Here is a 24,940-nt window from a genome sequence, read left to right as displayed (position 1 = left end):
TGAGCGTCTGTTTTTATTCAACGGTAAACCGCAACGACCCTGGCCGGGTCGCGCACCTGCCTGTGCGAGCGTATGGAGATGTGATGAGAGTTGACCTGGATGCCCCGGCTGGGGATCTGCACGCCCTGCCGCGATTCGTGCGCGCGGCCTGGCAGGCGCGCCGCCTGTTCGGCCTGATGCTGGGGCTGGGGGCGCTGCTGATGCTGGCCCTGGTGGCCGGTATTTTCGTTGAGCTGTTTACCCGTGATTCGCTGTGGGTGCCGCTGCTGTGCGGCATCAGCGCCAGCTGCCTGACCCTGCTGGGCAGCAGCCAGTGGGCCTGGCGCATCGCCCGGTGGCGCGCCACCGCGCTCAACGGCGAGCCGCTGGAACCGGTCACCGAGTGGGTGCAGGACGAGCCGCGCGGCGCTTACGACCGCCTGCTGGACCGCGTCGGCGACACCCTGGCGGTGTGGCTGCAACGCCTGGGCGTGGCGGCACTGTGGCTGATGGCCGGCTGCGTGCTGGCGCTGCTGCTGGTGAACTACGGCTGGAACCTCAACCTGGCGCCCCAGGCCCTGGGCCAGACCGCCTACGCCGTCGCCGGGCTGTTGCTGGTGGTGGCCTTCGCCCTGCTGGTGCTGGAGCGCCACCTGAACGCCTGCGACCCGGTGGAGTGGCCCGAGGCCTCGGGCCTGGCGCTGCAACTGCGCATCACCCTGGCCAGCCTGCTGCTGGCCGCGGTGTGCCTGTTCTTCGCCAACGGCGAGGCGGTGTGGCCGCTGCGCCTGGCGGTGCTGGCCGGCCTGCTGCCGGCCCTGGGCGCCCTGGAGCTGCTGGTGCGCGCTCTACTGTCGGTGTTCAGCCCGCAGCGCCTGACCCTGGAACCGCAGATCGTCGCCGACAGCCTGTTCGCCGGCCTGCTGAACTGGCCGCCGCGCCCGCTGCGGCGCCTGCAGGATGAAATGCAGCAACGCTTCGGCATCGACCTGCGGCAGATCTGGGCGCTGGGCTTCATGCGCCGCGCCAGCCTGCCGGTGCTGGCTTTGATCGCCCTGATCGGCTGGCTGCTGAGCGGCGTCACCCAGGTGCCCATGAACGGCCGCGCCGTGTACGAGCAGTTCGGCAAGCCGCTGACCGTCTACGCCCCGGGCCTGCATGTGGGCCTGCCGTGGCCGTTCGGCCAGGCGCGCACCGTGGAGAACGGGGTGATTCATGAGCTGGCCACCAGCGCCGAAGGCGGCGCCGGCGATGAAACCAGCAGCGCCGACGGCCCGGCGCCCGTCACCGCCAACCGCCTGTGGGACGCCTCGCACCGCGCCGAGAAATCCCAGGTCATCGCCAGCAGCGCCGGCGACAAGCAGAGCTTCCAGGTGGTGAACATGGACGTGCGCTTCGTCTACCGCATCGGCCTGACCGACAAGGCCGCCCTGGCTGCCACCTACAACAGCGCCGACGTGCCGGCGCTGATCCGCAGCACCGCCAGCCGCGTGCTGGTGCACCAGTTGGCCGGCCGTGAGCTGGACGACATGCTCGGCGAGGCCCGCGCGCAACTGGGCGAGGACATTGGCAAGCAGGTGCAGGCCGACCTCGACCGCCTCGACAGCGGCGTCGAGCTGCTGGCCACCGTGGTGGAAGCCATTCACCCACCGGCCGGCGCCGCCGACGCCTACCACGGCGTGCAGGCCGCGCAGATCGGCGCCCAGGCGCTGATCTCCCGCGAGCGCGGCAACGCCAGCGTCACCAGCAACCAGGCGCGCACCGACGCCAGCATGGCCACCGACAACGCCCAGGCCACCAGCGCCGAGAACCTGGGCGCGGCCAAGGCCGCCGACCTGCGCTTCAGCGCTGAACTGCAAGCCTGGCACAGCGCCGGCCAGGCGTTCATCAACGAGCAGTATTTCAGCCAGCTGGCCCAGGGCATGGCCAATGCCAAGGCGTTGATCCTTGACCATCGCATTGCCCGGGACGAGCCGCCGACCCTGGACCTGAGAACCTTCGCCGCGCCGGTCGACCCCGGCCAGCCACGCCGCTAACGGCCTGCAGGAGTTTTGATTTTGAGTACATCGCACAACCACGCGGGCCACGACCACGGCCACGATCATCATGACCATGCACACCACGACCACGGCCATGACCACGACGACGGCGCGCCGTCGCGCCCCTGGAAGCGCATCGGCATCGCCGCCCTGCTGGTGCTGTTCGCCATCGCCACCGCCTGCCTGGTGCAGGTGCGCAGCGGCGAAGCCACGGTCATCACCCGCTTCGGCAACCCCTCGCGCGTGCTGCTGGAGCCGGGCCTGAACTGGCGCCTGCCGATCCCGTTCGAATCGGCGGTGCCGGTGGACCTGCGCCTGCGCACGACCTCCAGCGGCCTGCAGGACGTGGGCACCCGCGACGGCCTGCGGATCATCGTCCAGGCCTACGTGGCGTGGCAGGTGCAGGCCGACAACGCCGACGTGCAGCGCTTCATGCGCGCGGTGCAGAACCAGCCTGACGAAGCCGCGCGGCAGATTCGCACCTTCCTCGGCTCGGCGCTGGAAACCTCGGCCAGCGGCTTCGACCTGTCGAGCCTGGTGAACACCGACGCCAACAAGGTGCAGATCGCCGACTTCGAAGACCATGTGCGCCAGCAGATCGCCAAGCAGTTGCTCGACACCTATGGCGTGCGCGTGCTGCAGGTGGGTATCGAACGCCTGACCCTGCCCGCCGTGACCCTCAACGCCACCGTCGAGCGCATGCGCGCCGAACGCGAGACCATCGCCACCGAACGCACTGCCGAAGGCAAGCGCCAGGCGGCGGAGATTCGCTCCGGCGCCGAGCGTGACGCGCGCATCCTGCAGGCCGACGCCACGGTGAAGGCGGCCGATGTGGAAGCGCAGTCGCGGGTGGAAGCCGCGCAGATCTACGGCAAGGCGTACGCCGGCTCGCCTGAGCTGTACAACCTGCTGCGCTCGCTGGACACCCTGGGCACCATCGTCAACTCGGGCACGCGCCTGGTGCTGCGTACCGATGCGGCGCCGTTCCGCGCCCTGGTCGACGGCCCGCCGCAGCTGGCCGCCCCAGCCGCCGCCAGCGGTGCCAAGCCATGAGTGGTGCCGCCCCCGACCCACGGCTGCCCAGCCCCTGGCTGCAGGCCGGCCGCCTGACGTTCCTGGCGCTGTACGGCGTCACCCTGCTGGCGGCGTTCGGCTGGGCCGTGTCGAACATTCGCCAGGTAGGCCCGGAAAGCCGCGCCGTGGTGCTGCGCATGGGCGCCCTGGAGCGCATCCACAGCGCCGGCCTGCTCATGGCCTGGCCGCGGCCGTTCGAGCAGGTGGTGATGCTGCCCTCGGCTGACCGCGTCATCGAACAGCGAGTGGAAACCCTGCTGCGCGAAAACCAGACCCGCGGCATCGACCCCAACACCTCGCCCAACAGCGACGCGGTGGCCGGCGCCGGCTACCTGCTGACCGGCGACGCCGGGGTGGTGCAGTTGGACGTGCGCATTTTCTACAAGGTGGTGGACCCGTACCAGTACGTGCTGCAGAGCGCCAACATGACCGCCGCACTGGACCGCCTGGTCGCCCGCAGCGCCGTGGCCGTGTCCGCCTCCCGCGACCTGGACACCATCCTGGTGGCCCGGCCGGAGCTGGTGGGCAGCGACAGCCAGGCCGCCGAGCGCCGCGAGCGCCTGCGTGGCGACCTGATGCAGGGCATCAACCGCAGCCTTGACGCCTTGCAGGCCCAGGGCGCCGGCCTGGGCGTGCACATCGAGCGCGTCGACCTGCAGTCGAGCCTGCCCGATGGCGCGGTCAACGCCTTCAACGCCGTGCTCACCGCCAGCCAGAAGGCCGAGCAGAACATTGCCTCGGCCCGCAACGACGCCGCCAAGGTGACCCAGGCCGCCACCCAGGAGGCCGACCGCACCCTGCAGGTGGCCCACGCCCAGGCCAGCGAGCGCCTGGCCAAGGCCCAGGCCGACACTGCCACCATCGCCAGCCTGGCCCAGACCCAGCGCGACCACAGCGACCCGGGCCTGCTGATGCGCCTGTACCGCGAGCGCGTCCCGGCCATCCTGCAGAAGGCAGGTTCGGTCACCACCGTCGATCCCCACGACGACGCCCGTCTGATTCTGCAAGGCAGCCAACCATGAGTGCGCATTCCCACCATCACCACGGCCACGCCCACCACGGGCATTCCCATGGCCACCTCACCGGCGGCATGCTCAGCGTCGACGAGCGCCGCAGCGCCGCCCGCCAGCTGACCCTGGCCATGGTCGCCCTCGGCCTACTGGCGCTGGGGCTGGGCTGGCACTGGTTCGCCCCGGCCCAGGACGGCGTGGCGCAGATCCTGTTCGGCGTGGCCTCGCTGCTGGTGGCCATTCCGGTGCTGCGTTCAGCCTGGTTCAGCATCCGCCATCCCAGCCTGCATGGCCTCACCGACCAACTGGTGGCCATTGCCCTGCTGGGCGCCTGGGCCACCGGCGACCTGCTGACCGCGGCGTTGTTGCCGATCCTGATGATCTTCGGCCACGTGCTGGAGGAACGCAGCGTGATCGGCTCCCAGGAGGCCATCGAGTCCCTGGGCAAGCTGACCCGTAGTCATGCGCGGCTGATCGGCGCCGACGGCAGCATCCGTGAAGTGGACAACGCCAGCCTCAAGGCCGGCGACCAGGTGGAAGTGCGCGCCGGCGACCGCGTGCCGGCCGACGGCCGCGTGCTGGAAGGCCAGGCCAGCCTGGACACCGCGCCCATCACCGGCGAATCGGTGCCGGTGCAGGCCGCGCCGGGCATGGACGTGTTCGGCGGCGCCATCAACCTCGATGGCCTGCTGCGCATCGAGGTGTCGCGTACCGGCGAAGACTCTACCCTGGGCAAGGTCATCGCGCTGATGCAGAAGGCCGAGCAGTCGAAGCCGCCGATCACCCGTCTGCTGGAGCGCTACGCCGGCCAGTACATGGTGCTGGTGCTGCTGATTGCCGCCGTCACCTGGTTCATCACCAACGACCCGCAGGCGATGCTCGCCGTGCTGGTGGCCGCCTGCCCGTGCGCGCTGGTGCTGTCGGCGCCGGCCACGGCCATCGCCGGCATCGCCGTGGCCGCACGCCATGGCATCCTGATCCGCAGCTCGGCGTTCCTGGAAGAGTTCGCCGACCTCAGCTCGCTGGTGATCGACAAGACCGGCACCCTCACCTACGGCGCCCTGCACCTGCAGCGCCTGCAGGTGGTGCCCGAGTGCAGCGCCGACGAGCCGACCCTGCTGCACCTGGCCGCCAGCCTCGGCGCGGCCAGTAGCCACCCGGTGAGCCGCGCCCTGGCCACCCTGGTGCCCCAGGACGCCTACCACCCGCTGGAGCAGTTGCGCGAGCGCCAGGGCCTGGGCGTGATCGCCCAGACCCCGCAGGGCGAAGCGGCCCTGGGCCGCGCCGAGCTGTTCCAGCAGCTGGGCGTGGACCTGCCGCCGGTGCCCGAGCACGACGGGCCGATCGCCGGCCTGGCGCTCAATGGGCGCTTCCTGGCCTGGCTGCTGCTGGCCGACCAGGTGCGCCCGGAGGCCGCCGCGGCGCTGGCTGACCTGCGTGAACTGGGCCTGGGCCGCCAGCTGCTGCTGACCGGCGACCGCCTGCCGGTGGCCAACGCCCTGGCCGCCGAGGTGGGCATCACCAACGTGGTGGCCCAGGCGCTGCCGGAAGACAAGCTGCACCGGGTCACCGACGAAATCGGCAACGGCTTCCGGCCGCTGGTGGTGGGTGACGGCATCAACGACTCGCTGGCGCTGAAAGCTGGCGTGGTGGGCGTGGCCATGGGCGCCGGCGGTGCCGACATCGCCCTGGCCTCGGCCGACATCGTGCTGATCGGCAGCGACCTGCGCCGCCTGGGCACCTGCGTGCGCCTGAGCCGCCAGTGCCGCCGCACCTTGCAGGTGAACGTCGCCATCGGCCTGGGCTGGACCCTGGCCATCGTCGCGGCGGCGGCTTTCGGCATGCTGGGCGTGGCGGGCGCGGTGGTGGCGGCGTTGCTGCACAACCTCAGCACGCTGCTGGTGCTGGGCAATGCCGGGCGCTTGCTGCGGATCGAGGAGCCTCTCAAATAGGGGCTCGGCTCCGATTCATTGCCAGACACGTAAGGCGGACCGGGTGATGTCACAGACATAATTGGCCCGAAACAAATGTAGGAGCCGACCTTGGTCGCGATGCGCCGCGCGGGCGGCGCTCGATCTCATGGGCCCAGCAGGCCGAACGGCAAGCGCCCAGTCGCCATTATGCGATCCAGCAGCCTGACGCCAGCAGCTACCCCGGGGCGCGGGGTGCTGATAGGTGCTTGTCGGTGGTCCTTCGGTGTTCAAGCAATCGAGCGCCGCCCGCGCGGCGCATCGCGACCAAGGTCGGCTCCTACTGTCTATTTCGGGCCAGTTATGCCTGTGACATCACCTCGTTAGCCTTGTTTGCAGGGCCTTTGATCTTTGCAGGGCTACCCCCCCGGCCGCGCAACGCGAATGGGCGGTACAAGGTGCGCAAGCCATACTTCTCGCGATACTCGCTCAACGCATGCCCCGTCACCCGCAGGAAGATCTTGCGTAGCGCGCCGACGTCCTGGTAGCCCACGCTGGCGGCGATCTGGTCGACGTTGCGCTGGCTGGTTTCCAGCAGATGGCAGGCGCGGGCAATGCGCAGGTGCTGGCAGTATTCGGTGGGCTTGAGGCCGGTGCTGGCGTGGAAACGACGCAGGAAGGTGCGCGGCTCCAGCCCGGCGCAGGCGGCCATGTCATCCAGGGTCACGCCCATGGCGCGGTTGTCCTGCAGCCACAGTTGCACCTTGAGCACCGCCGCGTGGCCGTGGTCCAGGCGCGGCTGGAACGGGCTGGGGGGCAGCGGCTGGTCGCGCGGCGGCACGTTGAGCATGGCGTGGGTCTCCACCGCCAGCGATGCGCCGAAGTACAGCGCCAGCACCGCCAGGCCCAGCTCTTGCCAGGCCTGGCTGCCCGCCGCGGTGACCACGTCGCCTTCGTCCACCATCGGCTCTTGGGGCAACACCCGCACCTGCGGGTAATGCGCGGCCAGGGCCATGGCCGCGTCCCAGTGCAGCGTGGCCCGGCGGCCCTGCAACAGCCCGGCCATGGCCAGCAGCCAGGCGCCACTGTCGACGGCCATCAGCATCGCCCCGCCGGCATGCCAGCGGCGCAACGCCTGCAGCACCGGCGCCAGGGCCTCGGCATCAGGCACGCCGGCCTGGGCCAGCGGCGGCACGAACACCACTGCTGGCACAGCGCCTGCGTCCGAGTCCGCCAGGCTGTCTACCCGCACGGTTGGCGTTTTCGACATGCCCAGCTCTGCCCTCACCTGCTGTGCACAGGCAAACAGGTCGAGCAGCCCTGCCGTGCTGGAGGGCTGGGCACCGGGGTATTGCAGCAGGCCCAGGCGCAGCGTCGAAGGTTCGGGGATGTCTGTCATTTTTCACTGCCCTTTGCGCGAATTGGCACATGCTACCGAAACTGGGTGGGGGCAGAGAAGTGCTTTAGAACACCACGTTGCGCACAAAGCGCACGGCCACCTCGCCCTCGTTACGATAGCCATGGGGACGCTGGCTGGCGAACATGCAGAACTCGCCGGCGGCGATCTGTCGGGTGGCACCGTCGATTTCCAGGGTCAGGCAGCCTTCGTAGACGAACACCTGCTCGCTGAAACCCTCGCCATCACAGCTGCTGTCATAGCGTTCGCCCGGCGCCAGGCACCACTCCCACAGCTCCACCTCGCGCCGCGCCGGGGCGCTGGCCAGCAGCACGGCCTTGCTGCCGGGCTGGCTACCGGCCCAGGCCAGTTCGTTGATGCGGTTGGGGTCGCGGTTGTCGGGGGCGCGGATCAGGTCGCTGAACACCACGTCCAGGGCCTCGGCCACGCGGTCCAGGGTGCCGAGGCTGACGTTCTTCTCGCCGGCCTCGATGGCCACCAGCATGCGCCGGCTGACCCCGGAGCGTTCGGCCAGGGCGCTCTGGCTCAGGCCGGCGGCATGGCGCAGGCGGCGCACGTTGTGGCTGACGTGTTGCAGCACCGAGGCGCGGGAGGGGGAGTCTGGGGGCACGGGGTTCGGCTCTGGGGCTAGATATGCGCAGTATATTGCATTACCCCCCTTGTGGGAGCTGGCTTGCCAGCGAGCTGTCGAGGCCCTGAAAGCTCGCTGGCAAGCCAGCTCCCACAAATACCGTCAACGCCAACGAAAACCGAAGGCTTGTAAAATTTTGTCATGAAAAAGCTGGCAAATAGACCACTATTGTAAGGTTCTGGCACAGCTTCGCGGTTGGTGATGCCCGCCCGGCACCGTATGATCCTTTATCCCCTCCAGCAGATCAGATCGCTATGTCATTGATAGTCCTACTGCTTCTGCCTTTCATTGGTAGCTGCCTGGCAGCGGTGCTGCCCCACGACGCGCGCAACCGCGAGTCGATCCTGGCCGGCGTGGTGGCCCTGACGGGCACCGTCGCGGTGGCATCGATGTACCCGCAGATCGCCCACGGCGGTGTCATCCGCGAGACCTACGCGTGGCTGCCCAGCCTGGGCCTGGACTTCACCCTGCGCATGGACGGCTTCGCCTGGCTGTTCTCGCTGCTGGTGCTGGGGATCGGCACGCTGGTGTCGCTGTACGCGCGCTACTACATGTCGCCGGACGACCCGGTGCCGCGCTTCTTCGCGTTTTTCCTGGCGTTCATGGGCGCCATGCTCGGCCTGGTGATTTCCGGCAACCTGGTGCAGATGGTGTTTTTCTGGGAGCTGACCAGCCTGTTCTCGTTCCTGCTGATCGGCTACTGGCACCACCGCGCCGACGCCCGCCGCGGCGCCTATATGGCCCTGGCGGTGACCGGTGCCGGCGGCCTGTGCCTGCTGGCCGGGGTGCTGCTGCTGGGCCAGGTGGTGGGCAGCTATGACCTGGACACGGTGCTGGCGGCCGGCGCGCAGATCCGCGCCAGCCACCTGTACCCGGTGCTGCTGGCGCTGATCCTGATTGGCGCCCTGAGCAAGAGCGCGCAATTCCCCTTCCATTTCTGGCTGCCCCACGCCATGGCCGCGCCCACGCCGGTGTCGGCGTACCTGCACTCGGCAACCATGGTCAAGGCCGGGGTGTTCCTGCTGGCGCGGCTGTGGCCGTCGCTGTCGGGCAGCGAGCAATGGTTCTGGATGGTCAGCGGCGCTGGCGCCTGCACCCTGCTGCTGGGTGCCTACTGCGCCATGTTCCAGAACGACCTGAAAGGCCTGCTGGCCTATTCCACCATCAGCCACCTGGGCCTGATCACCCTGCTGCTGGGCCTCAACAGCCCGCTGGCAGCGGTGGCAGCAGTGTTTCACATCCTCAACCACGCCACCTTCAAGGCCTCGCTGTTCATGGCCGCCGGCATCATCGACCACGAAAGCGGCACCCGCGACATTCGCCGCCTGAGCGGGCTGTTCCGGCTGATACCCTTCACCGCCACCCTGGCCATGGTGGCCAGCGCCGCCATGGCCGGGGTGCCGTTGATGAACGGGTTCCTCAGCAAGGAAATGTTCTTCGCCGAAACCGTGTTCATCACCTCCACCGCCTGGGTGGAGGCGGCGCTACCGGCCATCGCCACCATCGCCGGCACCTTCAGCGTGGTCTATGCCCTGCGCTTCACCGTGGACGTGTTCTTCGGCCCACCCGCCACCGACATGCCCCACCAGCCCCACGAGCCCCCACGCTGGATGCGCGCGCCAGTGGAGTTACTGGTGATGCTGTGCCTGGTGGTGGGCATTTTCCCGGCGCAGTCGGTGGGGCCGCTGCTGGCCGCCGCCGCGCTGCCGGTGGTGGGCGGCGAGCTGCCCGCGTACAGCCTGGCGATCTGGCACGGCTTCAACGCACCGCTGATCATGAGCCTGATCGCCATGGGCGCCGGCGTGCTGCTGTACCTGCTGTTGCGCGGGCAACTGCAGCGCGGGCGCTTCCAGCGGCCGCCACTGGTGGGCCGGTTCAACGGCAAGCGCCTGTTCGAGCGCAGCCTGGTGCTGCTGATGCGCCTGGCGCGGCGCAGCGAACGCTGGCTGACCACCCGGCGCCTGCAACCGCAGTTGTTCATGCTGGTGCTGGTGGCCGTGGTGGCCGGGCTCATCCCGCTGCTGCACAGCGGCCTGGGCTGGGGCCTGCGGCCGAAAATCGCCGGCTCGGGGGTGTTCGTCGCCCTCTGGCTGATCGCCATAGCCTGCGCCTTGGGCGCTGCCTGGCAGGCCAAGTACCACCGGCTGGCGGCCCTGACCATGGTCAGCGTCTGCGGGCTGATGACCTGCATCACGTTCATCTGGTTCTCGGCGCCGGACCTGGCCCTGACGCAGTTGGTGGTCGAGGTGGTGACCACGGTGCTGATCCTGCTGGGCCTGCGCTGGCTGCCACGGCGTATCGAGGACGCCCTGCCGCTGCCCGGCAGCGAAGGCCGCGCCCGCCTGCGCCGGCTGCGCGACCTGGTGCTGGCCGTCGCCGTGGGCGGCGGCATGGCGGCGCTGTCGTACGCCATGCTGACCCGCGCCACACCCAACCATATCTCCGAGTTCTACCTGCGCAAGGCGCTGCCCGAGGGCGGCGGCAGCAACGTGGTCAACGTCATGCTGGTGGACTTCCGCGGCTTCGACACGTTGGGCGAGATCACCGTGCTGGCGGCCACGGCCCTGGCCATCTTTGCCCTGCTGCGGCGCTTCCGGCCACCGCGCGAGAGCATCCAGCTGCCGGCCCAGCAGCGCCTGCTGGCGCCTGACGTGGTCACCGACCTGGTCAACCCGCGCCAGGCCAGCGACACCGCCCTGGGCTTCATGATGGTGCCGGCGGTGTTGGTGCGGCTGCTGCTGCCGATCGCCCTGGTGGTGGCCATGTACCTGTTCATGCGCGGCCACAACCAGCCCGGCGGCGGCTTCGTCGCCGGCCTGGTGATGGCAGTGGCGTTCATCCTCCAGTACATGGTGGCCGGCACCCAGTGGGTGGAGGCGCAGATGCGCCTGCGGCCGCTGCGCTGGATGGGCGTGGGCCTGCTGTTCGCAACGCTGACCGGGGTGGGCGCGATGCTGCTGGGCTATCCGTTCCTCACCACCCACACCGCGCACCTGCACCTGCCACTGCTGGGCGAAGTGCACGTGGCCAGCGCGCTGTTCTTCGACATCGGCGTGTTCAGCGTGGTGGTCGGTTCGACGCTGCTGATCCTCACCGCTTTGGCGCACCAGTCGGTACGCAGCCACAAACCCACCGGGCTGCCCAAGCCCATTGCCGTACCGCAAGGGAGTGCCTGATGGAAGAAGTCATCGCAATTGCCATCGGCGTGCTGGCTGCCTCGGGGGTGTGGCTGATCCTGCGGCCGCGGACCTTCCAGGTGGTGATGGGCCTGTGCCTGCTGTCCTACGGGGTGAACCTGTTCATCTTCAGCATGGGCAGCCTGTTCATCGGCAAGGAGCCGATCATCAAGGACGGCGTGCCCCAGGACCTGCTGCACTACACCGACCCGCTGCCCCAGGCGCTGGTGCTCACGGCCATCGTCATCAGCTTTGCCATGACGGCGCTGTTCCTGGTGGTGCTGCTGGCGTCGCGCGGGCTCACCGGCACCGACCATGTGGACGGCCGGGAGCGTCAGGAATGAGCCTGATGCCGTCCCTGCTGATCGCGCCCATACTGCTGCCGCTGCTGACCGCCGCGGTGATGCTGTTGCTGGGCGAGAAACACCGCCCGCTGAAAGCCCGTATCAACCTGCTGTCCACCCTCGCCGGCCTGGGCATCGCCGCGCTGCTGCTGCACGGCGCCCAACAGCAGGGCCCAGCCAGCGCCATCGGCGTGTACCTGCCGGGCAACTGGCCGGCGCCGTTCGGCATCGTGCTGGTGCTGGACCGCCTGTCGGCGCTGATGCTGGTGCTCACCGGCATCGTCGCCAGCGCCGCCCTGCTGTTCGCCATGGCGCGCTGGGACCGCGCCGGGGCCAGCTTCCATGCGCTGTTCCAGATCCAGCTGATGGGCCTGTACGGCGCCTTCCTGACCGCCGACCTGTTCAACCTGTTCGTGTTCTTCGAGGTGCTGCTCGCGGCGTCCTACGGCATGCTGCTGCATGGCTCGGGGCGCGCGCGGGTGTCCTCGGGGCTGCATTACATCGCCATCAACCTGCTGGCGTCGTCGTTGTTCCTGATCGGCGCGGCGATGATCTACGGCGTCACCGGCACCCTCAGCCTCGCCGACCTGGCGCTGAAGATCCCGCTGGTGCCGGAAGCCGACCGCGGCCTGCTGCACGCTGGCGTGGCGATCCTGGCCACGGCGTTCCTGGCCAAGGCCGGCATGTGGCCGCTGAACTTCTGGCTGGTGCCCGCCTACGCCGCGGCCAGCGCACCGGTGGCGGCGCTGTTCGCGATCATGACCAAGGTGGGGGTCTATACCCTGCTGCGGCTGTGGACCCTGCTGTTCTCCAACCAGGCCGGGGCCTCGGCGCATTTCGGCGGCGCCTGGCTGCTGTACGGCGGGCTGGTGACAATCGCCGTGGCAGCGGTGGGCGTGCTGGCGGCCCAGCGCCTGGAGCGCATGGCCAGCCTGAGCATCCTGGTGTCGGCCGGCACGCTGCTGGCTGCCATTGGCTTCGGCGTGCCGGCGATCACCGGCGGCGCGCTGTTCTACCTGGTCAGTTCCACCCTGGCGCTGGCGGCGCTGTTCCTGCTGGCCGAGCTGATCGAGCGCTCGCGTTCGGCCAACGACATTCCCCTGGACGACGACGGCGACCTACTGCCGCGCCCGGTGGAGTCGCTGCACCCGCCCAAGGGCATCAACCTGGACGATGAGCAGAAGGCGGTGGTCGGCCAGGTGATTCCCTGGACCATGGCGTTCCTGGGCCTGAGTTTCATCGCCTGTGCGCTGCTGGTGATCGGCATGCCGCCGCTGTCGGGGTTCATCGCCAAGCTGAACCTGATCCGCCTGCTGTTCGGCGACGCCAGCCCAGCCGCGTGGGCGTTCGTCACGCTGCTGATCCTCTCGGGGCTGGCGACCTTGCTGGCCATGACCCGCGTCGGCGTGCAGCGCTTCTGGACGCCCCAGGAGCGGCCATCGCCGCTGCTGCGTCGCTTCGAGTGCGTGCCCATCGTGGTGCTGCTGGGCCTGTGCCTGCTGCTGACCGTGCAGGGCGAGGCGCTGCTGCGCTTCACCCAGGACACCGCTGCCCGGCTGGACGACCCCGCCCAGTACATCGAGGCCGTGATGGCCGCCGAGGTGCGCCCATGAAGCGCCTGCTCCCCGCGCCGCTGCTGAGCCTGGCCTGCGCCCTGCTGTGGCTGCTGCTGAACCTGTCACTGAGCCCGGGCAACCTGCTGCTGGCGGCGCTGCTGGGCGTGCTGGCGCCGCTGCTGATGACCTCGCTGCGGCCGCTGCCGGTGCGCATTCGCAAGCCAGGCACCATCCTGCGCCTGCTGGGCCGGGTGGGCATCGATGTGCTGGCGTCCAACCTGCAGGTGGCCTGGGGCGTGCTCAACCTGGGCCGCCGGCCGCCGCGCTCGGCGTTCGTCAAGGTGCCGCTGGAGCTGCGTGACGCCAACGGCCTGGCCGCCTTGTCGGCCATCACCACGGTAGTGCCGGGCACGGTGTGGTCCGAACTGGCGCTGGACCGCAGCATCCTGCTGCTGCACGTGTTCGACCTGGACGACGAGGCGCGCTTCATCACGCACTTCAAGACCACCTACGAACGCCCGCTGATGGAGATCTTCGAATGAGCGCCCTGCTTGACCCTGTCATCGTGCTGAGCCTGGCGATCTTCGCCGTGGCCATGCTGCTGACCCTGTACCGGCTGTTCAAGGGCCCCTCGGCCCAGGACCGGGTGCTGGCGCTGGATTACCTGAGCATCCTGGGCATGTTGACCATCCTCACCCTGGGTATTCGCTATGGCAGCGAAACCTACTTCGAGGCGGCGTTGCTGATTGCCCTGTTCGGCTTCGTCGGCTCGTTCGCCCTGGCCAAGTTCCTGCTGCGTGGCGAGGTGATCGAATGAACGAGTTACCCATCTGGGTGCAGGCGGCTATCGGCGCGTTGCTGCTGCTGGGCAGCCTGTTCGCGCTGCTGGGGGCCATCGGCATGGTGCGCCTGAAAGACTTCTTCCAGCGCATGCACCCGCCGGCCCTGGCCTCGACCCTTGGCGCCTGGTGCGTGGCGCTGGCGTCGATCCTGTACTTTTCCTTCCGGGAACAAAGCCCGGTGCTGCATGCGTGGCTGATCCCCATCCTGCTGGCCATCACCGTGCCGGTGACCACGCTGCTGCTGGCGCGCACGGCGCTGTTCCGCAAGCGCATGGCCGGCGAGGCGGTGCCTGGCGAGGTTAGCAGCCGGCGTTGATCACAAGCCCTGCGGTGTGCCGGACGCAGCCTTCGGCAGCTGCTACGGGGACGCGCGCATCCCGCTGATCGCGTCGTCTGCTCCTATCGCAGGCAACGCGGTTTCCGTAGCAGCGGCCGCAGGCCGCGTCCAAGGCGCCGCGCTGTTCAGGGACACTGTGGTGAACCCGACGCAGCCTGCGGCAGCTGCTACGGAGTTGCCAGGGCTGCGGCGACTTTCTCGGCCACCGGTGCCGGCACCCAGCTACGCCACAGTTGCGGGTGGGCCTTGAGGAACTCGGTCGCCACCTGGCGTGGCGGCAAATGGCCCTCGCTCATGGTCGCCAGCGCCTTGTTGAGGTCGTCGATGGGCAGCTGCACCTGCTGGAAGAACGTTACCAGCTGCGGGTACTGCTGGGCGAACGCCGACGACACCCCTACCGACAGAATCGAGGGCGGTGACCGCGTTGGCTTTGGCGCCGGGTTGTCGGCCTGGGTCAGGGTCTTCCAGGCTTCGGGGTCGAACGGCGGTTCCTGCAGCTGCACCAGCTTGTAGCGGCCCAGCAGCGGCGTCGGCGACCAGTAGTAGAACAGCACCGGCTGGCCGCGCTTGATCTGCGAAGTGATCTCGGCGTCCAGCGCCGCACCACTGCCGGAGCGGAAATTGCTGTAAGTGTCGGTCAGGCCATAAGCCTTGAGCTTCTGGCCGTTGACTACTTCGGAGGTCCAGCCGATGGGGCTGTTGAGGAAACGGCCCTTGTCGGGGTTCTCCGGGTCGCGGAACACCGCCTTGTAGCGTGGCAGGTCGCTGACGCTGCGCAGGTCCGGCGCCAGCGGCTTGAGGCCGCGCGCGGGGTCGCCCTTGATCACGTATTCAGGCACCCACCAGCCTTCGGTGGCGCCGGCTACCAGGTTTCCCAGGCCCTTGACCTGGCCCGCCGCCTCGGCCTTCACCCACACGGGGCTGCGCCCCGCCCACTCCTCGGCGATCACCTGGATGTCGTTTTTCGCCAGCGCGGTTTCCAGGGTGATGGTGGTGCCCGGCAGGGTGTCGGTGGGAATGTCGTAGCCTTTTTCCACCACGATGCGCAGCAGCTCGGTGATCAGGCTACCGCTTTCCCAGTTCAGGTCGGCAAAGTGCACAGGCGCCGGGGCCGCGCGCAGGGGCGCCACCACCAGTGCCAGGCACCAGAATACAACGGGAACGATCAGTTTCATTGGGCACGGTCTCTACAGTCAGGACTCACTGACTGTAGACCAGTGCCAACGGCTTATTCGCTGGGCTTGAAGGTCAACTCGCCCTTGCGCCACTTGGCGGCCTTGGACGAGGCGGCCTTGAGGGTCTTGGCCAGGCCTACCTGCAGCTGTTGCTTGGCAGCGAAGACCATGACCACGGTCTGGCTTTCCTTGAACACGATGCCTTCGCCGTCAGCAGTGCTGACAAACGCATATTCACCCAGGCCATACACCGCCAACTTGATCTCGCGGAACTTGATTTCAAACTTGCCGCCTTCGCGGCTGGGCAATACCGCGGCGCGGAAGTGGTCGCCAACCTTGAGTTCCAGGCGCTGCTTGTCATCGACCACCAATGCACTTTCAGTGTCGATCTCGGCCATGTAGATACCTTCGGCCGTTTGCTCGGTGACATACACGAAACGCGATTGAAAGAGTTTCACCAGTTTGGCGCGAAGATCGCCCAGCACGAACAAGGCGTGCATTTCCAGATTACTTACTGCCAATTAAAAATTCCTCGAAATGAAAAACCGCCCGTGAAAACGTGGGCAGCTGAACTGAACCTGTCCACACCCGATAACCAAGGTGCGGAACAACATGAAAACAAGTCCATGGGCAGGCGCGCGGCGCAAGCCTACAAGAAAGCCCCCCGGCTGGGACGCTCACGGATAGAGACTGCCCTTGAAGGAAAAGGCACAGGAACGCGTCGGCCATTGCCCAACTGCTGGAATCAGCAATACGCCGCAGGTTAAAGCGCCATTTCCTACATCGTGACGAAGTAAAAAGTGCGATAGCTATGCAACTCGCTCGACCATGAGGGTCAGCGCGACAAGCAGACAGTCCCCACAGGAAGGAACGAATATGCACGAATCAATGGAAAGCCGTCGAGGGAATATCGACACGGCTGACGCGGCTATCGACTTCGGCGCTGCATTGTACCGGCTGGAGGTCCCGCAGGGCTACCGTAACACGCTGCGTTGTCACGTGATTCCCGCCGGTCGCGACTTTTTTCATATACGCGAACTGGACTCGGGCCGCACCCTGGGGTTTCGCCGCGGTCACCTGGCCGCCTGCGCGTTGGCACGGCAACTGGAAAACACCACGGGCCTCAAGGAGTTTGTAATGACGCCGATACAATGAGCGAACCCCAAGGAGGTGGTCGCCCATGATGGATATCAATCCCGTCGCCGCGCTGTTCGGCCTTGCCCCCGATGACCCGGCCAAAGTGCGTGCCGAAGCCGACGCGGCCGCCGACAAGGCTGCGGCCGCCAAACGCCAGGCGCAACAGGCGGCCGCCAACCGGCGCGCGCGCAAACACAACCAGCAGATTGCCGACCTGAAGAGCCAGGCGCGTCATGAGCAGCATGAATTCATGGCGGTGCAGAACGCCGAGTATCACAGCGTGGCCGAGCGCAACCTGGCGCTGATTCGCGCCAAGGCCAGCATGATGGCCGCCCGCATCGCCAGCAACCTGGCAACCTCGGTGCCCTCCCGGCCGCAGCAGAATGCGCCCATGCAGAACATCGATTCGCGCAGCATCGATACCGACGCGTAGCGTGCAGCGAGGTGAACTCCTGGCTCGCCGACCTTTCAGAGGATAGGTACGGCACCACACAGCCAAGGAGATGACATGGAAACCGAACACACCAACCTGGGTACGCTATTCGAGCAACTGGGCCTGGATGGCGACCCCGCCAGCATCGACCGCTTCATCGCCGCCCACCCACTGGCGGCGGACGTGAAGCTCATTGATGCTCCATTCTGGAACGAACGCCAGGCCAACTTCCTGAAAGAGGAGCTACGCGCCGACGGCGGCGACTGGGCCATTCCCATCGACGAATTGAACGTTCGCCTGCATCAGCAGGCCTGACGCGCCGGCATCAGGCTGGGGTCCACCGCCAACTGCGCCAGCCAGGCCTCGCGGCACTCCACGGCTTCGGCGCGGCTGGCGAAGGCGGTGCCGCGTCGCTCGCCGTTGACCAACACCACCCAGCACACGCGCTTGCCGATGGCCTGGAGGCTGGCCGGTACACCACTGCCGATCATCACGGCCACATCAACTTGGGTTTGCATGATTTCCCTCCCGAGATTTCATTAGCAACCTAACAATATGGCCATCTTAATGCCTCCATTGCTCAAGAAACAGCCAAACCTGGTACAGCTTCGTTACAGCAACGGTAACAAACGGCCGTTATCCTCGAGCCTTTTGCGGTGTATATCCCAGCCGCAGCCCGCCCCAGTGCCGCCCCTTTACGGTTATCGGCACGGACAAGTCGTGCATGAGCTCACCTGTGTCACGGGTGTAGGTCTGCAGTAGCAACGGTTGCTGATGGCTGCCGCAGCGCGCCCCGGTGCGGTCGTCGAAACGGCGCTTGGTGCGGTTGTGCAGCGCGTCGTGGGCGGCGTCGCCGGTCAACGGCTGACTGAACGCCCGGTTGTGCGTGGGCACGTAGCCCTGGGGCGTACAGGCGATGGCGAACACCAGCCCTTCATGACGCGCCAGCAACGGCTCCTGGATCGCCGGCAGCACCTGGTCGGCGTAGCGGTCGAAACGGGTGTGGAACTTCGTCGGGTGAGTGTTGGCGATGGGCTGGTACTGACGGTCGAACAGCTCGTCGAGGCTGATACGCCCCTGCTCCACATCCTGCTCGAAGCGCTCGCCAATCTGCCGCGCGCCTTCGCGGGCCAGGTCATAGATGCGCTGGTGGTAGTCATCCATGCCCACCTCGGCCAAGCGCTCGCTGATGCGCTCGGCCTGGGCTTCCATTTGCACGGCGGCGTCGGCCAGGCTGCGGGTCTGGCCGTCGCTCACTGCCAGGTCGCCGCGCACCTGCTCTACCGCCTGGAACAGGCTGGCCAGTTGCACGCGGTTGGTCTCGGCGCCGCGGGCAATCTCGCCGACCTGGGTTTCCACCCCGGCGGCCAGCGCCGCGATGGTTTCCAGCTGCTCGCCCGTGCGCTCGACCTGCACCACGCCGGCGCCCAGGTCGCTGGCCAGTTCCCGGATCTGCTCCACCACCTGGGCGGTGCGCAGTTGGATGTCGGCGACCATCTGCCCCACTTCTTCGGTGGCAGTGGCGGTGCGCCCGGCCAGGCCGCGCACCTCGTCGGCGACCACGGCGAAGCCACGGCCGTACTCGCCGGCGCGGGCCGCCTCGATGGCGGCGTTGAGGGCCAGCAGGTTGGTCTGGCTGGCGATGGACTGGATCACAGCAGTCACCCGCTGAATGTCTTCGCTGCGCTGGCTCAGGGCCTCGATCAGCTCGCGGCTGGCAGTCGCCCGTGCGCTGAGCTGGTGCATGCGGCTAATGGACTCGGCCAGCACCTCGCGCCCGGCCACGCTGTGGCGGTGAGCTTCGCTAGCGGCGCCCAGGGCTTGCTGGCTGAGTTGCGACGTAATCTGTTCGGTGCCGATCATCACCTCGGCGCTGCTGACGATCTGCGCTGCGGCGCCCAGCTGGGATTGCACGCGCGCGGCCAGCTGGCGCACGGCAAAGGCCACCCCGGCGGCGGACAGGGCGTTGTGGCTGGTGCTGTGGGACAGGTCGCGGGTCAGCGCGGCCAGCGGGTCGGGCCCGGCGGCTGACGGTGCGCTGGCGGGCCTGCGCAGGCGCGACAACCAGGCGAAAACGCCCCCTGGGGCCGAAGGCCGGGCAGCGTCGAGCAGAGATCCGTCTCTCGTCATGGCAAGTACTCCATAGCTATTGTCGTTGTTTTGACGTCATTAAACGTCAAGTGATGGCAATTGGCTATGACCACTTGGGAGCAACGGGTGGGCGTGTTATGCCCTTTTGACGCGGCCTGCGGCCGCTGCTACAAGGGCCCGTAGCAGCGGCCGCAGGCCGCGTCCGAGGCATCAAGCCTGGCGCTGGTGCTTGTCGATCTGCTCGTGACGTTCCTGCGCTTCAATGCAGTACTTGGTGGTCGGGCTGATCAGCAGGCGTTTCAGGCCGATTGGCTCGCCGCTGTCGTCGCACCAGCCGAAGCTTTCGTCGGCGATACGGCCCAGGGCTTGCTCCAGCTGCGGCAGCGAACGCTGGTCGCGGTCGATGACGTTCACCAGCCAGTGGCGCTCTTCTTCCACGGAAGCGGCGTCGGCCGGGTCAGCCGGGGTGTCCAGGCTCTCGATGGCGATGCGGCTCTGCTCGATGCGCTCGTGGGTTTCCACCTTCAGCGCCTGCAGCAGCTCGGTGAAGAATGCCAGTTGCTCAGCATTCATGTAGTCATCGGCCGGCATGGCCAGCAACTTTTCCTTTGTCATTGATTTCTCTATAAAAAATACGTGCATTAAGGCGAATCAAAAGGTGTGACCGGGCCTTGCCCGACCTCACGGAATTCTTCAAGCGCCAACTGGCACTCAATTTATGAGGGGCGGCAGTCTAAGGCCGGTTTTCGCGCGCAGCAACTGAATTGACGGTAGATTTGACCAATAACCGCTATATAAACGCAATCGGGTGGATGGCGGAGGCCAAAAATACACCCCATAGGCGAATTGTGCTTGGGAAATTTGCGGGAATCGGCGGCGATCAGGCCGGTAACAAGTGGCCAAATGTAAAAAAGCCCGCGAGGCACCGGGAGCGATGCGACGCGGGCGAAAAGCCGCAGCGAAGTCAGCGTTTGAGTATGCGTTTGTTGCGATACTGGTCGATGACCACCGCCACCACGATGATCACGCCCTTGATGATGTCCTGCACGTAGGCATCTACCCCCACGAAGGTGAAGCCCGACGCCATCACCCCGAGGATCAGCGCGCCGATTACCGTGCCGCTGATGCGCCCTACCCCGCCCACCAGGCTGGTGCCGCCGATCACGGCCGCGGCAATGGCGTCCAGCTCGTAGGACATGCCCATGCCGGCCTGGCCGGTGGCCGCCCGCGCCGAGGCCACCACGCCTGCCAGCCCGGCCAGCAGGCCGGCGATGCTGTAGACGATGATCAGGTGGCGCTTGACGTTGATGCCGCTGGTGCGCGCCGCCTGCATGTTGCCGCCGATGGCGTAGGTGTACTTGCCGTAGCGGGTGTAGCGCAGGGCGATGTGGAAGATCACCGCCACCACCAGGAAGATGATCACCGGCATGGCCCCGCGGCCGATCGCCGTGTAGCTGTCCGAGAGCATGCTGATGGGCTGGCCTTCGGTGTACAGCCGCGCCAGGCCGCGGGCCGAGACCATCATGCCGAGGGTGGCGATGAAGGGCGGGATGCCGGTCATGGCGATGATGCTGCCGTTGATAGCCCCCGCCAGCAGCCCCACCGCCAGGCCGGCAATCACCGGCGCCCACACTGGCAGGTCGGTGAGGTGCGGGAACACTGCCCGGGCGTAGTCGGAACTCTGCGCCAGGCTGGCGGCGACCATGGCCGACAGCGCCAGCACCGAGCCCGACGACAGGTCGATGCCGGTGGTGATGATCACCTGGGTCACGCCGATGGCGATCAGGCCGATGATGGAGACCTGCAGAATCATCAGCACCAGGCGCTGTGAGTTCATCAGGAAGCTCTGGTCGCGCACAATCCAGCCGAACACCTCGAACACCAGGCCAATGCCGATCAGCACCAGCAGGATGCTCAGTTCGGTGGGCATGCGACGCCGCGAGCGGCTGGGCGGTGCGGCTACAGGTTTGTTTTCAGTCAGGGTAGTCATGGCAGGGTTCCTATTGGGCGTGCGCAGGCGCGGCAGGGTTGGGCGCCGCTGCGGTCACGCCGGAGGCCAGGTGCATGATGCGCTCCTGGGTCGCGTCGGCGCGGTCGAGGATGCCGGTCATGTGGCCTTCGTGCATCACCAGCACGCGGTCGCTCATGCCCAGCACTTCCGGCAGTTCCGAAGAGATCATGATCACCGCCAGGCCTTCGTCGGCCAGCTGCGCGATCAAGCGGTAGATTTCAGCCTTGGCGCCGACGTCGATGCCACGGGTGGGCTCGTCGAGAATCAGCACCCGCGGGTTGGTCATCAGCCAGCGCGCCAGCAGGGCCTTCTGCTGGTTGCCACCCGAGAGGCTGTCGATGCACTGGTCCAGCGACGGGGTCTTGACCCGCAAACGCTTGCACATGTCCTCGCACAGCAGCCGCAGGGTCTTCTCGTGGACGAAACCGTGGCCCACATGGTGTGGCAGCACCGCCACCTGCATGTTCTCCAGCACCGACAGGCACGGGAACAGCCCGGTCAGCTTGCGGTCCTCGGTCAGCAGCGCCAGGCCCAGGTGAATGGCCTGGCCCGGGTCGCTCATGCGCACCGCCTTGCCGTCGACGAAAATCTCGCCCTGGGTGGCGGGGGTGATGCCGAACAGGGTCTCGGCGATGTTGGTGCGCCCTGCCCCCATCAGCCCGGCGATGCCCAGCACCTCGCCGGCGTGCAGTTCGAAGGACACGCCCTCGAACACCCCGGCCAAACCCAGGTTCTGCGCGGCCAGGCGCACCGGCCCCAGCGGCTGGGTGCGCTGGGGGAACAGCTGGGTCAGCTCGCGGCCGACCATCAACGTGATCAACTGGTCGCCATCAAGGCTGTGCGCCGGGTACTGGCCGATGAAGCAGCCGTCGCGGAACACCGCCACCTGGTCGGCGATGGCGAACACCTCGTCCATTTTATGGGTGATGTAGACGATGGCCTTACCCTGGGCCTTGAGGTCCTGGATGATGGAGAACAGGTGCGCCACTTCCTTCTCGGTAATGGCCGAGGTGGGCTCGTCCATGATCAGGATGTCGGAGTCGTAGCTCACCGCCTTGGCGATCTCGACCATCTGCCGGGCGGCGATGCTCAGCTCGCCCACCAGGTCGTCGGGCGACAGCGAGATGCGCAGGCGCTCCAGCAGTTGCGCGGTGGCGCGGTGCATGGCGCCGTGGTCCACCAGGTGCCAGGGGGTCAGCGGTTCGCGGCCGATCCAGATGTTCTCGGCGATGCTCATGTGCGGCATCAGGTTGAGTTCCTGGTGGATCATGGCGATGCCGGCCAGCTGCGCCGCCAGCGGGTTGTCCATCACCAGCGGCTCGCCGCGCAGGCGCAGCTCGCCGCTGTCGGGCTGGTGGATACCGGCGATGATCTTCATCAGCGTCGACTTGCCGGCGCCGTTCTCGCCCATCAGCGCCAGCACCTCACCGCGGTGCACGTTCAGGCGGACGTTGTCCAGGGCGGTGACGCCGGGGAAGCGCTTGGTCACGCCGGTGACTTCCAGCAGGCATTCGTGTTCGATTGGATCGTTGGCAAAGGCAAGCATCAAGGTGCACTCCACAGGCTGGGCGGGCGATCAGTGTTTGAACTGGTCGGCGTTGTCCGCGGTAATCAGCTGGTACGGAACCATGAGCCGGGGCGCCACGGTTTCCTTGTGGGCCATTTTCACCGCGGCTTCCACCGAGGCGTCGGCCTGCCCTTTCGCGTCCTGGTACACGGACACGGCCAGGTCACCCTTCTTCACCGCGTTGAGGCCGTCGGGCGTACCGTCGACGCCACCGATCAGCACCTTGCCTTTCTCCACGCCCGCCTGCTTGAGCGCCATGGCGGCGCCGATGGCCATCTCGTCGTTGTTGGAGAGCACGGCGTTGAATTCGCGGCCCTGGGTGATCCAGTCATTGACCAGGTCCATGCCCTTCTGGCGCAGCCAGATGCCGGTCTGTTCCTGGTCGATCTTGATGCCGGGGTACTTGGCCAGCACTTCCTTCACGCCCTTGGTGCGGTTCTGGGTGGAGTTGTTGGCCAGGTCGCCCAGCAGGATCACCACGCTGCCCTTGCCGCCCATTTTGTCGGCCAGGTACTGGGCCTGCATTTCGCCGGCCTTGATGTCATCGGAGGCCACCACGACCACGCCCTTGGGCTGGTTGGGGTCGTCGGGGCTACGGTTGACGTACACCAGCGGGATGCCGGCCTGGGTGGCTTCGTCGGTGATGCGCTTGGTGGCGGCCGTGTCCACCGGGTTGACGATGATGGCGTCGACCTTCTGGCTGATGAAGCTTTCCACCTGGCTGAGCTGCTTGACCACGTCGCCGCGGGCGTCCTCGAACTGCAGCGAGACGCCGTCGGGCATGGCCTTGGCCTTGGCGCCCATGGCTTCGCGCAGGTAGGTCAGCCAGGTGTCATCGAACTGCGACATGGCCACGCCGACCTTGATGTCGGCCAGGGCCACGCCACTGGCCATGGTCAGGGCAATTGCCAGGCAGAGGCGGCGAACGGGGGACGTGCGGGTGGAACGCAGCCGGGAGGCTTGCGGGGTGAAGGTTTTCATCGACGGCACCTTTTTATTGTTGTGCTTGGTTTTTTTCATCCGCCGCGCCGGTTGGGCGGCGGATGTGAAAGTCGGAACCTGCAATTGACTCTAGTAGAAAATAAATTCCATATCAAATGAATTTAGAATTTTATTGCATCCTATAATTTCACCACCTCACCCAGGGTTGCGCTGCGGCGCGCGGCATCCAGCACCACCAGCGCCTGTACCGCGTCGCGGGCGTCCACCGGCAGCGCCGCGCCCTGGTCCACGGCGGCCTGCAACTGCTGGTAGAACTGCAGCCAGTTGCCGCGTTCCGAGGGCACCTTCTCGCGTTCCGCGCCCTGCTCGAACCAACCCCAGCGCCGGTGCTCCTCCACGCCCCAGTTATCGCCGGCACTGGCCGGGGTGAGCCCGGCCTCGGCCTGTTCACTTTGCACGTCCAGGCCCTCGACACTGTAGCTGCCATGCTCGCCGCACACCCGGAAGCGTGGGCGTGGCGCGCTTTGCAGGCCGTTGCCGTGCAGGTGGCTGATGGTGCCGCTGGCGTGGGTAAGGGACACGAAGAAACCGTGGTCGACGGTCTGCCCGGGCGCCAGCGCCAGCTCGGCGTACACTTGGGTCACCGGGCCGAACAGCTGCAGCGCCTGGTCCACCAGGTGGCTGCCCAGGTCACGCAGCCAGCCGCCGCCACTGTCGTTGCCCAGGTTCTGCGGCTCGTAGCGTTCCACCGCCGACTCGAAGCGCTGCACCCGCCCCAGCACGCCGCTGTCCAGCAGCTTGCGCACGGTGAGGAAGTCCGAATCCCAGCGGCGGTTCTGGTAGACGCTGATGGGCACGCCCTGGCGCTCGGCCGACTCCACCAGCACCTGCGCCTGCTGGGCATCGGCGGCGAAGGGCTTGTCGCTGACCACCGCCACGCCATGCTCGATGGCCTCCAGCACCAGCGCCGGGCGGCCCTTGAGCGAGGTCGAGATCACCACCGCGTCAACGCCTGCCTCCACCAGCTGCGCCAGGCTGTCAAAGGCCGGCACGCCGGGGAAATCCGCCGCCAGCTGCGCGCGGCGCTCGGCCGAGCGCGTCACCACGCCCACCCACCGGGCGCCGCCCAGGCTGGCCAACAGCGGTGCATGGAACACGCGGCCGCCGCGGCCGTAACCTACTAATCCGATACGCATGATCATTCTCCCGTGTGGCGAGTCGGCCCAGTACGAAATCGATAAATGTGGGAGCTGGCTTGCCAGCGAGCTG

24 protein-coding genes are annotated in these 24,940 nt (G+C 67.3%); 13 read left to right on the top strand and 11 right to left on the bottom strand.

Going from position 1 to position 24,940, the window contains the following annotated elements:
• Positions 1-83 precede the first annotated feature (83 nt).
• The 4 genes from hflK (RAM80_RS28070) (at position 84) to RAM80_RS28055 (ending at position 6,054) form a co-directional block, all read left to right on the top strand.
• Positions 84-2,015, top strand: coding sequence for a protease modulator HflK (gene hflK, locus RAM80_RS28070; protein ID WP_416423634.1), 1,932 nt, complete (start codon positions 84-86; stop codon positions 2,013-2,015).
• Between the two features lie 15 nt (positions 2,016-2,030).
• Positions 2,031-3,071, top strand: a complete 1,041-nt coding sequence (gene hflC, locus RAM80_RS28065; RefSeq protein ID WP_416423633.1) for a protease modulator HflC — start codon at positions 2,031-2,033, stop codon at positions 3,069-3,071.
• Positions 3,068-4,114, top strand: a complete 1,047-nt coding sequence (hflK, locus tag RAM80_RS28060) for a protease modulator HflK (RefSeq protein WP_416423632.1) — start codon at positions 3,068-3,070, stop codon at positions 4,112-4,114. The genes hflC and hflK (RAM80_RS28060) overlap by 4 nt, the downstream gene beginning before the upstream one ends.
• Positions 4,115-4,182: 68 nt before the next feature.
• Positions 4,183-6,054: a cation-translocating P-type ATPase gene (locus RAM80_RS28055; RefSeq protein ID WP_416427581.1), complete on the top strand. Its 1,872-nt coding sequence runs from the start codon at positions 4,183-4,185 to the stop codon at positions 6,052-6,054.
• A 319-nt stretch (positions 6,055-6,373) separates the two neighbouring features.
• Here RAM80_RS28055 and RAM80_RS28050 read toward each other — a convergent pair whose 3' ends face one another.
• A complete protein-coding gene (locus RAM80_RS28050) occupies positions 6,374-7,411 on the bottom strand; it encodes a GlxA family transcriptional regulator (RefSeq protein WP_416423631.1) in 1,038 nt (345 codons plus the stop codon).
• Positions 7,412-7,475: 64 nt separating this feature from the next.
• Positions 7,476-8,039: a helix-turn-helix domain-containing protein gene (locus RAM80_RS28045; RefSeq protein WP_416423630.1), complete on the bottom strand. Its 564-nt coding sequence runs from the start codon at positions 8,037-8,039 to the stop codon at positions 7,476-7,478.
• 275 nt (positions 8,040-8,314) lie between these two features.
• On the opposite strand from RAM80_RS28045, the gene RAM80_RS28040 reads away from it, so the two are divergent.
• From RAM80_RS28040 to RAM80_RS28015, 6 genes are read left to right on the top strand one after another with little or no spacing between them, the layout of a single operon-like run.
• The gene (locus RAM80_RS28040) at positions 8,315-11,236 is read left to right on the top strand and encodes a monovalent cation/H+ antiporter subunit A (protein ID WP_416423629.1); all 2,922 of its coding nucleotides are present in this window, start codon (positions 8,315-8,317) and stop codon (positions 11,234-11,236) included.
• Positions 11,236-11,580 carry a Na+/H+ antiporter subunit C gene (locus tag RAM80_RS28035; protein WP_416423628.1) on the top strand — a complete coding sequence of 115 codons (345 nt, stop codon included), beginning with the start codon at positions 11,236-11,238 and terminating at the stop codon, positions 11,578-11,580. The genes RAM80_RS28040 and RAM80_RS28035 overlap by 1 nt, the downstream gene beginning before the upstream one ends.
• Positions 11,577-13,193: a monovalent cation/H+ antiporter subunit D gene (locus RAM80_RS28030; protein ID WP_416423627.1), complete on the top strand. Its 1,617-nt coding sequence runs from the start codon at positions 11,577-11,579 to the stop codon at positions 13,191-13,193. Before RAM80_RS28035 ends, RAM80_RS28030 begins: the two co-directional genes overlap by 4 nt.
• The gene (locus tag RAM80_RS28025; protein WP_416423626.1) at positions 13,190-13,678 is read left to right on the top strand and encodes a Na+/H+ antiporter subunit E; all 489 of its coding nucleotides are present in this window, start codon (positions 13,190-13,192) and stop codon (positions 13,676-13,678) included. The genes RAM80_RS28030 and RAM80_RS28025 overlap by 4 nt, the downstream gene beginning before the upstream one ends.
• Positions 13,675-13,953 carry a K+/H+ antiporter subunit F gene (locus RAM80_RS28020; protein ID WP_416423625.1) on the top strand — a complete coding sequence of 93 codons (279 nt, stop codon included), beginning with the start codon at positions 13,675-13,677 and terminating at the stop codon, positions 13,951-13,953. Before RAM80_RS28025 ends, RAM80_RS28020 begins: the two co-directional genes overlap by 4 nt.
• Positions 13,950-14,294, top strand: coding sequence for a Na+/H+ antiporter subunit G (locus tag RAM80_RS28015; RefSeq protein ID WP_416423624.1), 345 nt, complete (start codon positions 13,950-13,952; stop codon positions 14,292-14,294). Before RAM80_RS28020 ends, RAM80_RS28015 begins: the two co-directional genes overlap by 4 nt.
• Positions 14,295-14,482: 188 nt before the next feature.
• Here RAM80_RS28015 and RAM80_RS28010 read toward each other — a convergent pair whose 3' ends face one another.
• Both RAM80_RS28010 and RAM80_RS28005 read right to left on the bottom strand, forming a co-directional pair.
• Entirely contained in the window at positions 14,483-15,490 is a 1,008-nt protein-coding gene (locus tag RAM80_RS28010) for an ABC transporter substrate-binding protein (RefSeq protein ID WP_416423623.1), read from the bottom strand.
• Positions 15,491-15,543: 53 nt separating this feature from the next.
• On the bottom strand, positions 15,544-16,011 hold the full coding sequence (locus RAM80_RS28005) for a hypothetical protein (RefSeq protein WP_416423622.1): 468 nt from the start codon (positions 16,009-16,011) through the stop codon (positions 15,544-15,546).
• Between the two features lie 355 nt (positions 16,012-16,366).
• Between RAM80_RS28005 and RAM80_RS28000 the strand changes: the two genes are divergently transcribed.
• The 3 genes from RAM80_RS28000 to RAM80_RS27990 all read left to right on the top strand — a co-directional run bounded on the left by RAM80_RS28000 (position 16,367) and on the right by RAM80_RS27990 (position 17,375).
• Positions 16,367-16,645 carry a hypothetical protein gene (locus tag RAM80_RS28000; RefSeq protein WP_416423621.1) on the top strand — a complete coding sequence of 93 codons (279 nt, stop codon included), beginning with the start codon at positions 16,367-16,369 and terminating at the stop codon, positions 16,643-16,645.
• A gap of 25 nt (positions 16,646-16,670) precedes the next feature.
• Complete coding sequence (locus tag RAM80_RS27995; protein WP_416423620.1) at positions 16,671-17,060, top strand: hypothetical protein; 390 nt, start codon at positions 16,671-16,673, stop codon at positions 17,058-17,060.
• A 75-nt stretch (positions 17,061-17,135) separates the two neighbouring features.
• Entirely contained in the window at positions 17,136-17,375 is a 240-nt protein-coding gene (locus tag RAM80_RS27990; RefSeq protein WP_416423619.1) for a DUF2789 domain-containing protein, read from the top strand.
• Here RAM80_RS27990 and RAM80_RS27985 read toward each other — a convergent pair.
• The 7 genes from RAM80_RS27985 to RAM80_RS27955 all read right to left on the bottom strand — a co-directional run bounded on the left by RAM80_RS27985 (position 17,363) and on the right by RAM80_RS27955 (position 24,867).
• Positions 17,363-17,578 (bottom strand): hypothetical protein, encoded by a 216-nt coding sequence (locus tag RAM80_RS27985; RefSeq protein WP_416423618.1) that lies wholly within the window; start codon positions 17,576-17,578, stop codon positions 17,363-17,365. The two genes, RAM80_RS27990 and RAM80_RS27985, sit on opposite strands and share 13 nt — an antisense overlap.
• Positions 17,579-17,696: 118 nt before the next feature.
• A complete protein-coding gene (locus RAM80_RS27980; RefSeq protein WP_416427580.1) occupies positions 17,697-18,923 on the bottom strand; it encodes a methyl-accepting chemotaxis protein in 1,227 nt (408 codons plus the stop codon).
• Between the two features lie 438 nt (positions 18,924-19,361).
• Positions 19,362-19,766, bottom strand: a complete 405-nt coding sequence (locus RAM80_RS27975; protein ID WP_027979546.1) for a TraR/DksA family transcriptional regulator — start codon at positions 19,764-19,766, stop codon at positions 19,362-19,364.
• Between the two features lie 349 nt (positions 19,767-20,115).
• Positions 20,116-21,141 carry an ABC transporter permease gene (locus RAM80_RS27970; RefSeq protein WP_416423617.1) on the bottom strand — a complete coding sequence of 342 codons (1,026 nt, stop codon included), beginning with the start codon at positions 21,139-21,141 and terminating at the stop codon, positions 20,116-20,118.
• 10 nt (positions 21,142-21,151) lie between these two features.
• On the bottom strand, positions 21,152-22,708 hold the full coding sequence (locus RAM80_RS27965; protein ID WP_416427579.1) for a sugar ABC transporter ATP-binding protein: 1,557 nt from the start codon (positions 22,706-22,708) through the stop codon (positions 21,152-21,154).
• A 30-nt stretch (positions 22,709-22,738) separates the two neighbouring features.
• A complete protein-coding gene (locus RAM80_RS27960) occupies positions 22,739-23,623 on the bottom strand; it encodes a sugar ABC transporter substrate-binding protein (RefSeq protein ID WP_416427578.1) in 885 nt (294 codons plus the stop codon).
• A 227-nt stretch (positions 23,624-23,850) separates the two neighbouring features.
• A complete protein-coding gene (locus RAM80_RS27955; RefSeq protein WP_416423616.1) occupies positions 23,851-24,867 on the bottom strand; it encodes a Gfo/Idh/MocA family oxidoreductase in 1,017 nt (338 codons plus the stop codon).
• Positions 24,868-24,940: the final 73 nt, after the last annotated feature.

It is taken from the genome of Pseudomonas sp. App30 (assembly GCF_047947025.1).
Lineage (GTDB): Bacteria > Pseudomonadota > Gammaproteobacteria > Pseudomonadales > Pseudomonadaceae > Aquipseudomonas.
The sequence above is the reverse complement of the archived record's forward strand: the minus strand, read 5'-3'. Positions and strand labels throughout refer to the sequence as shown.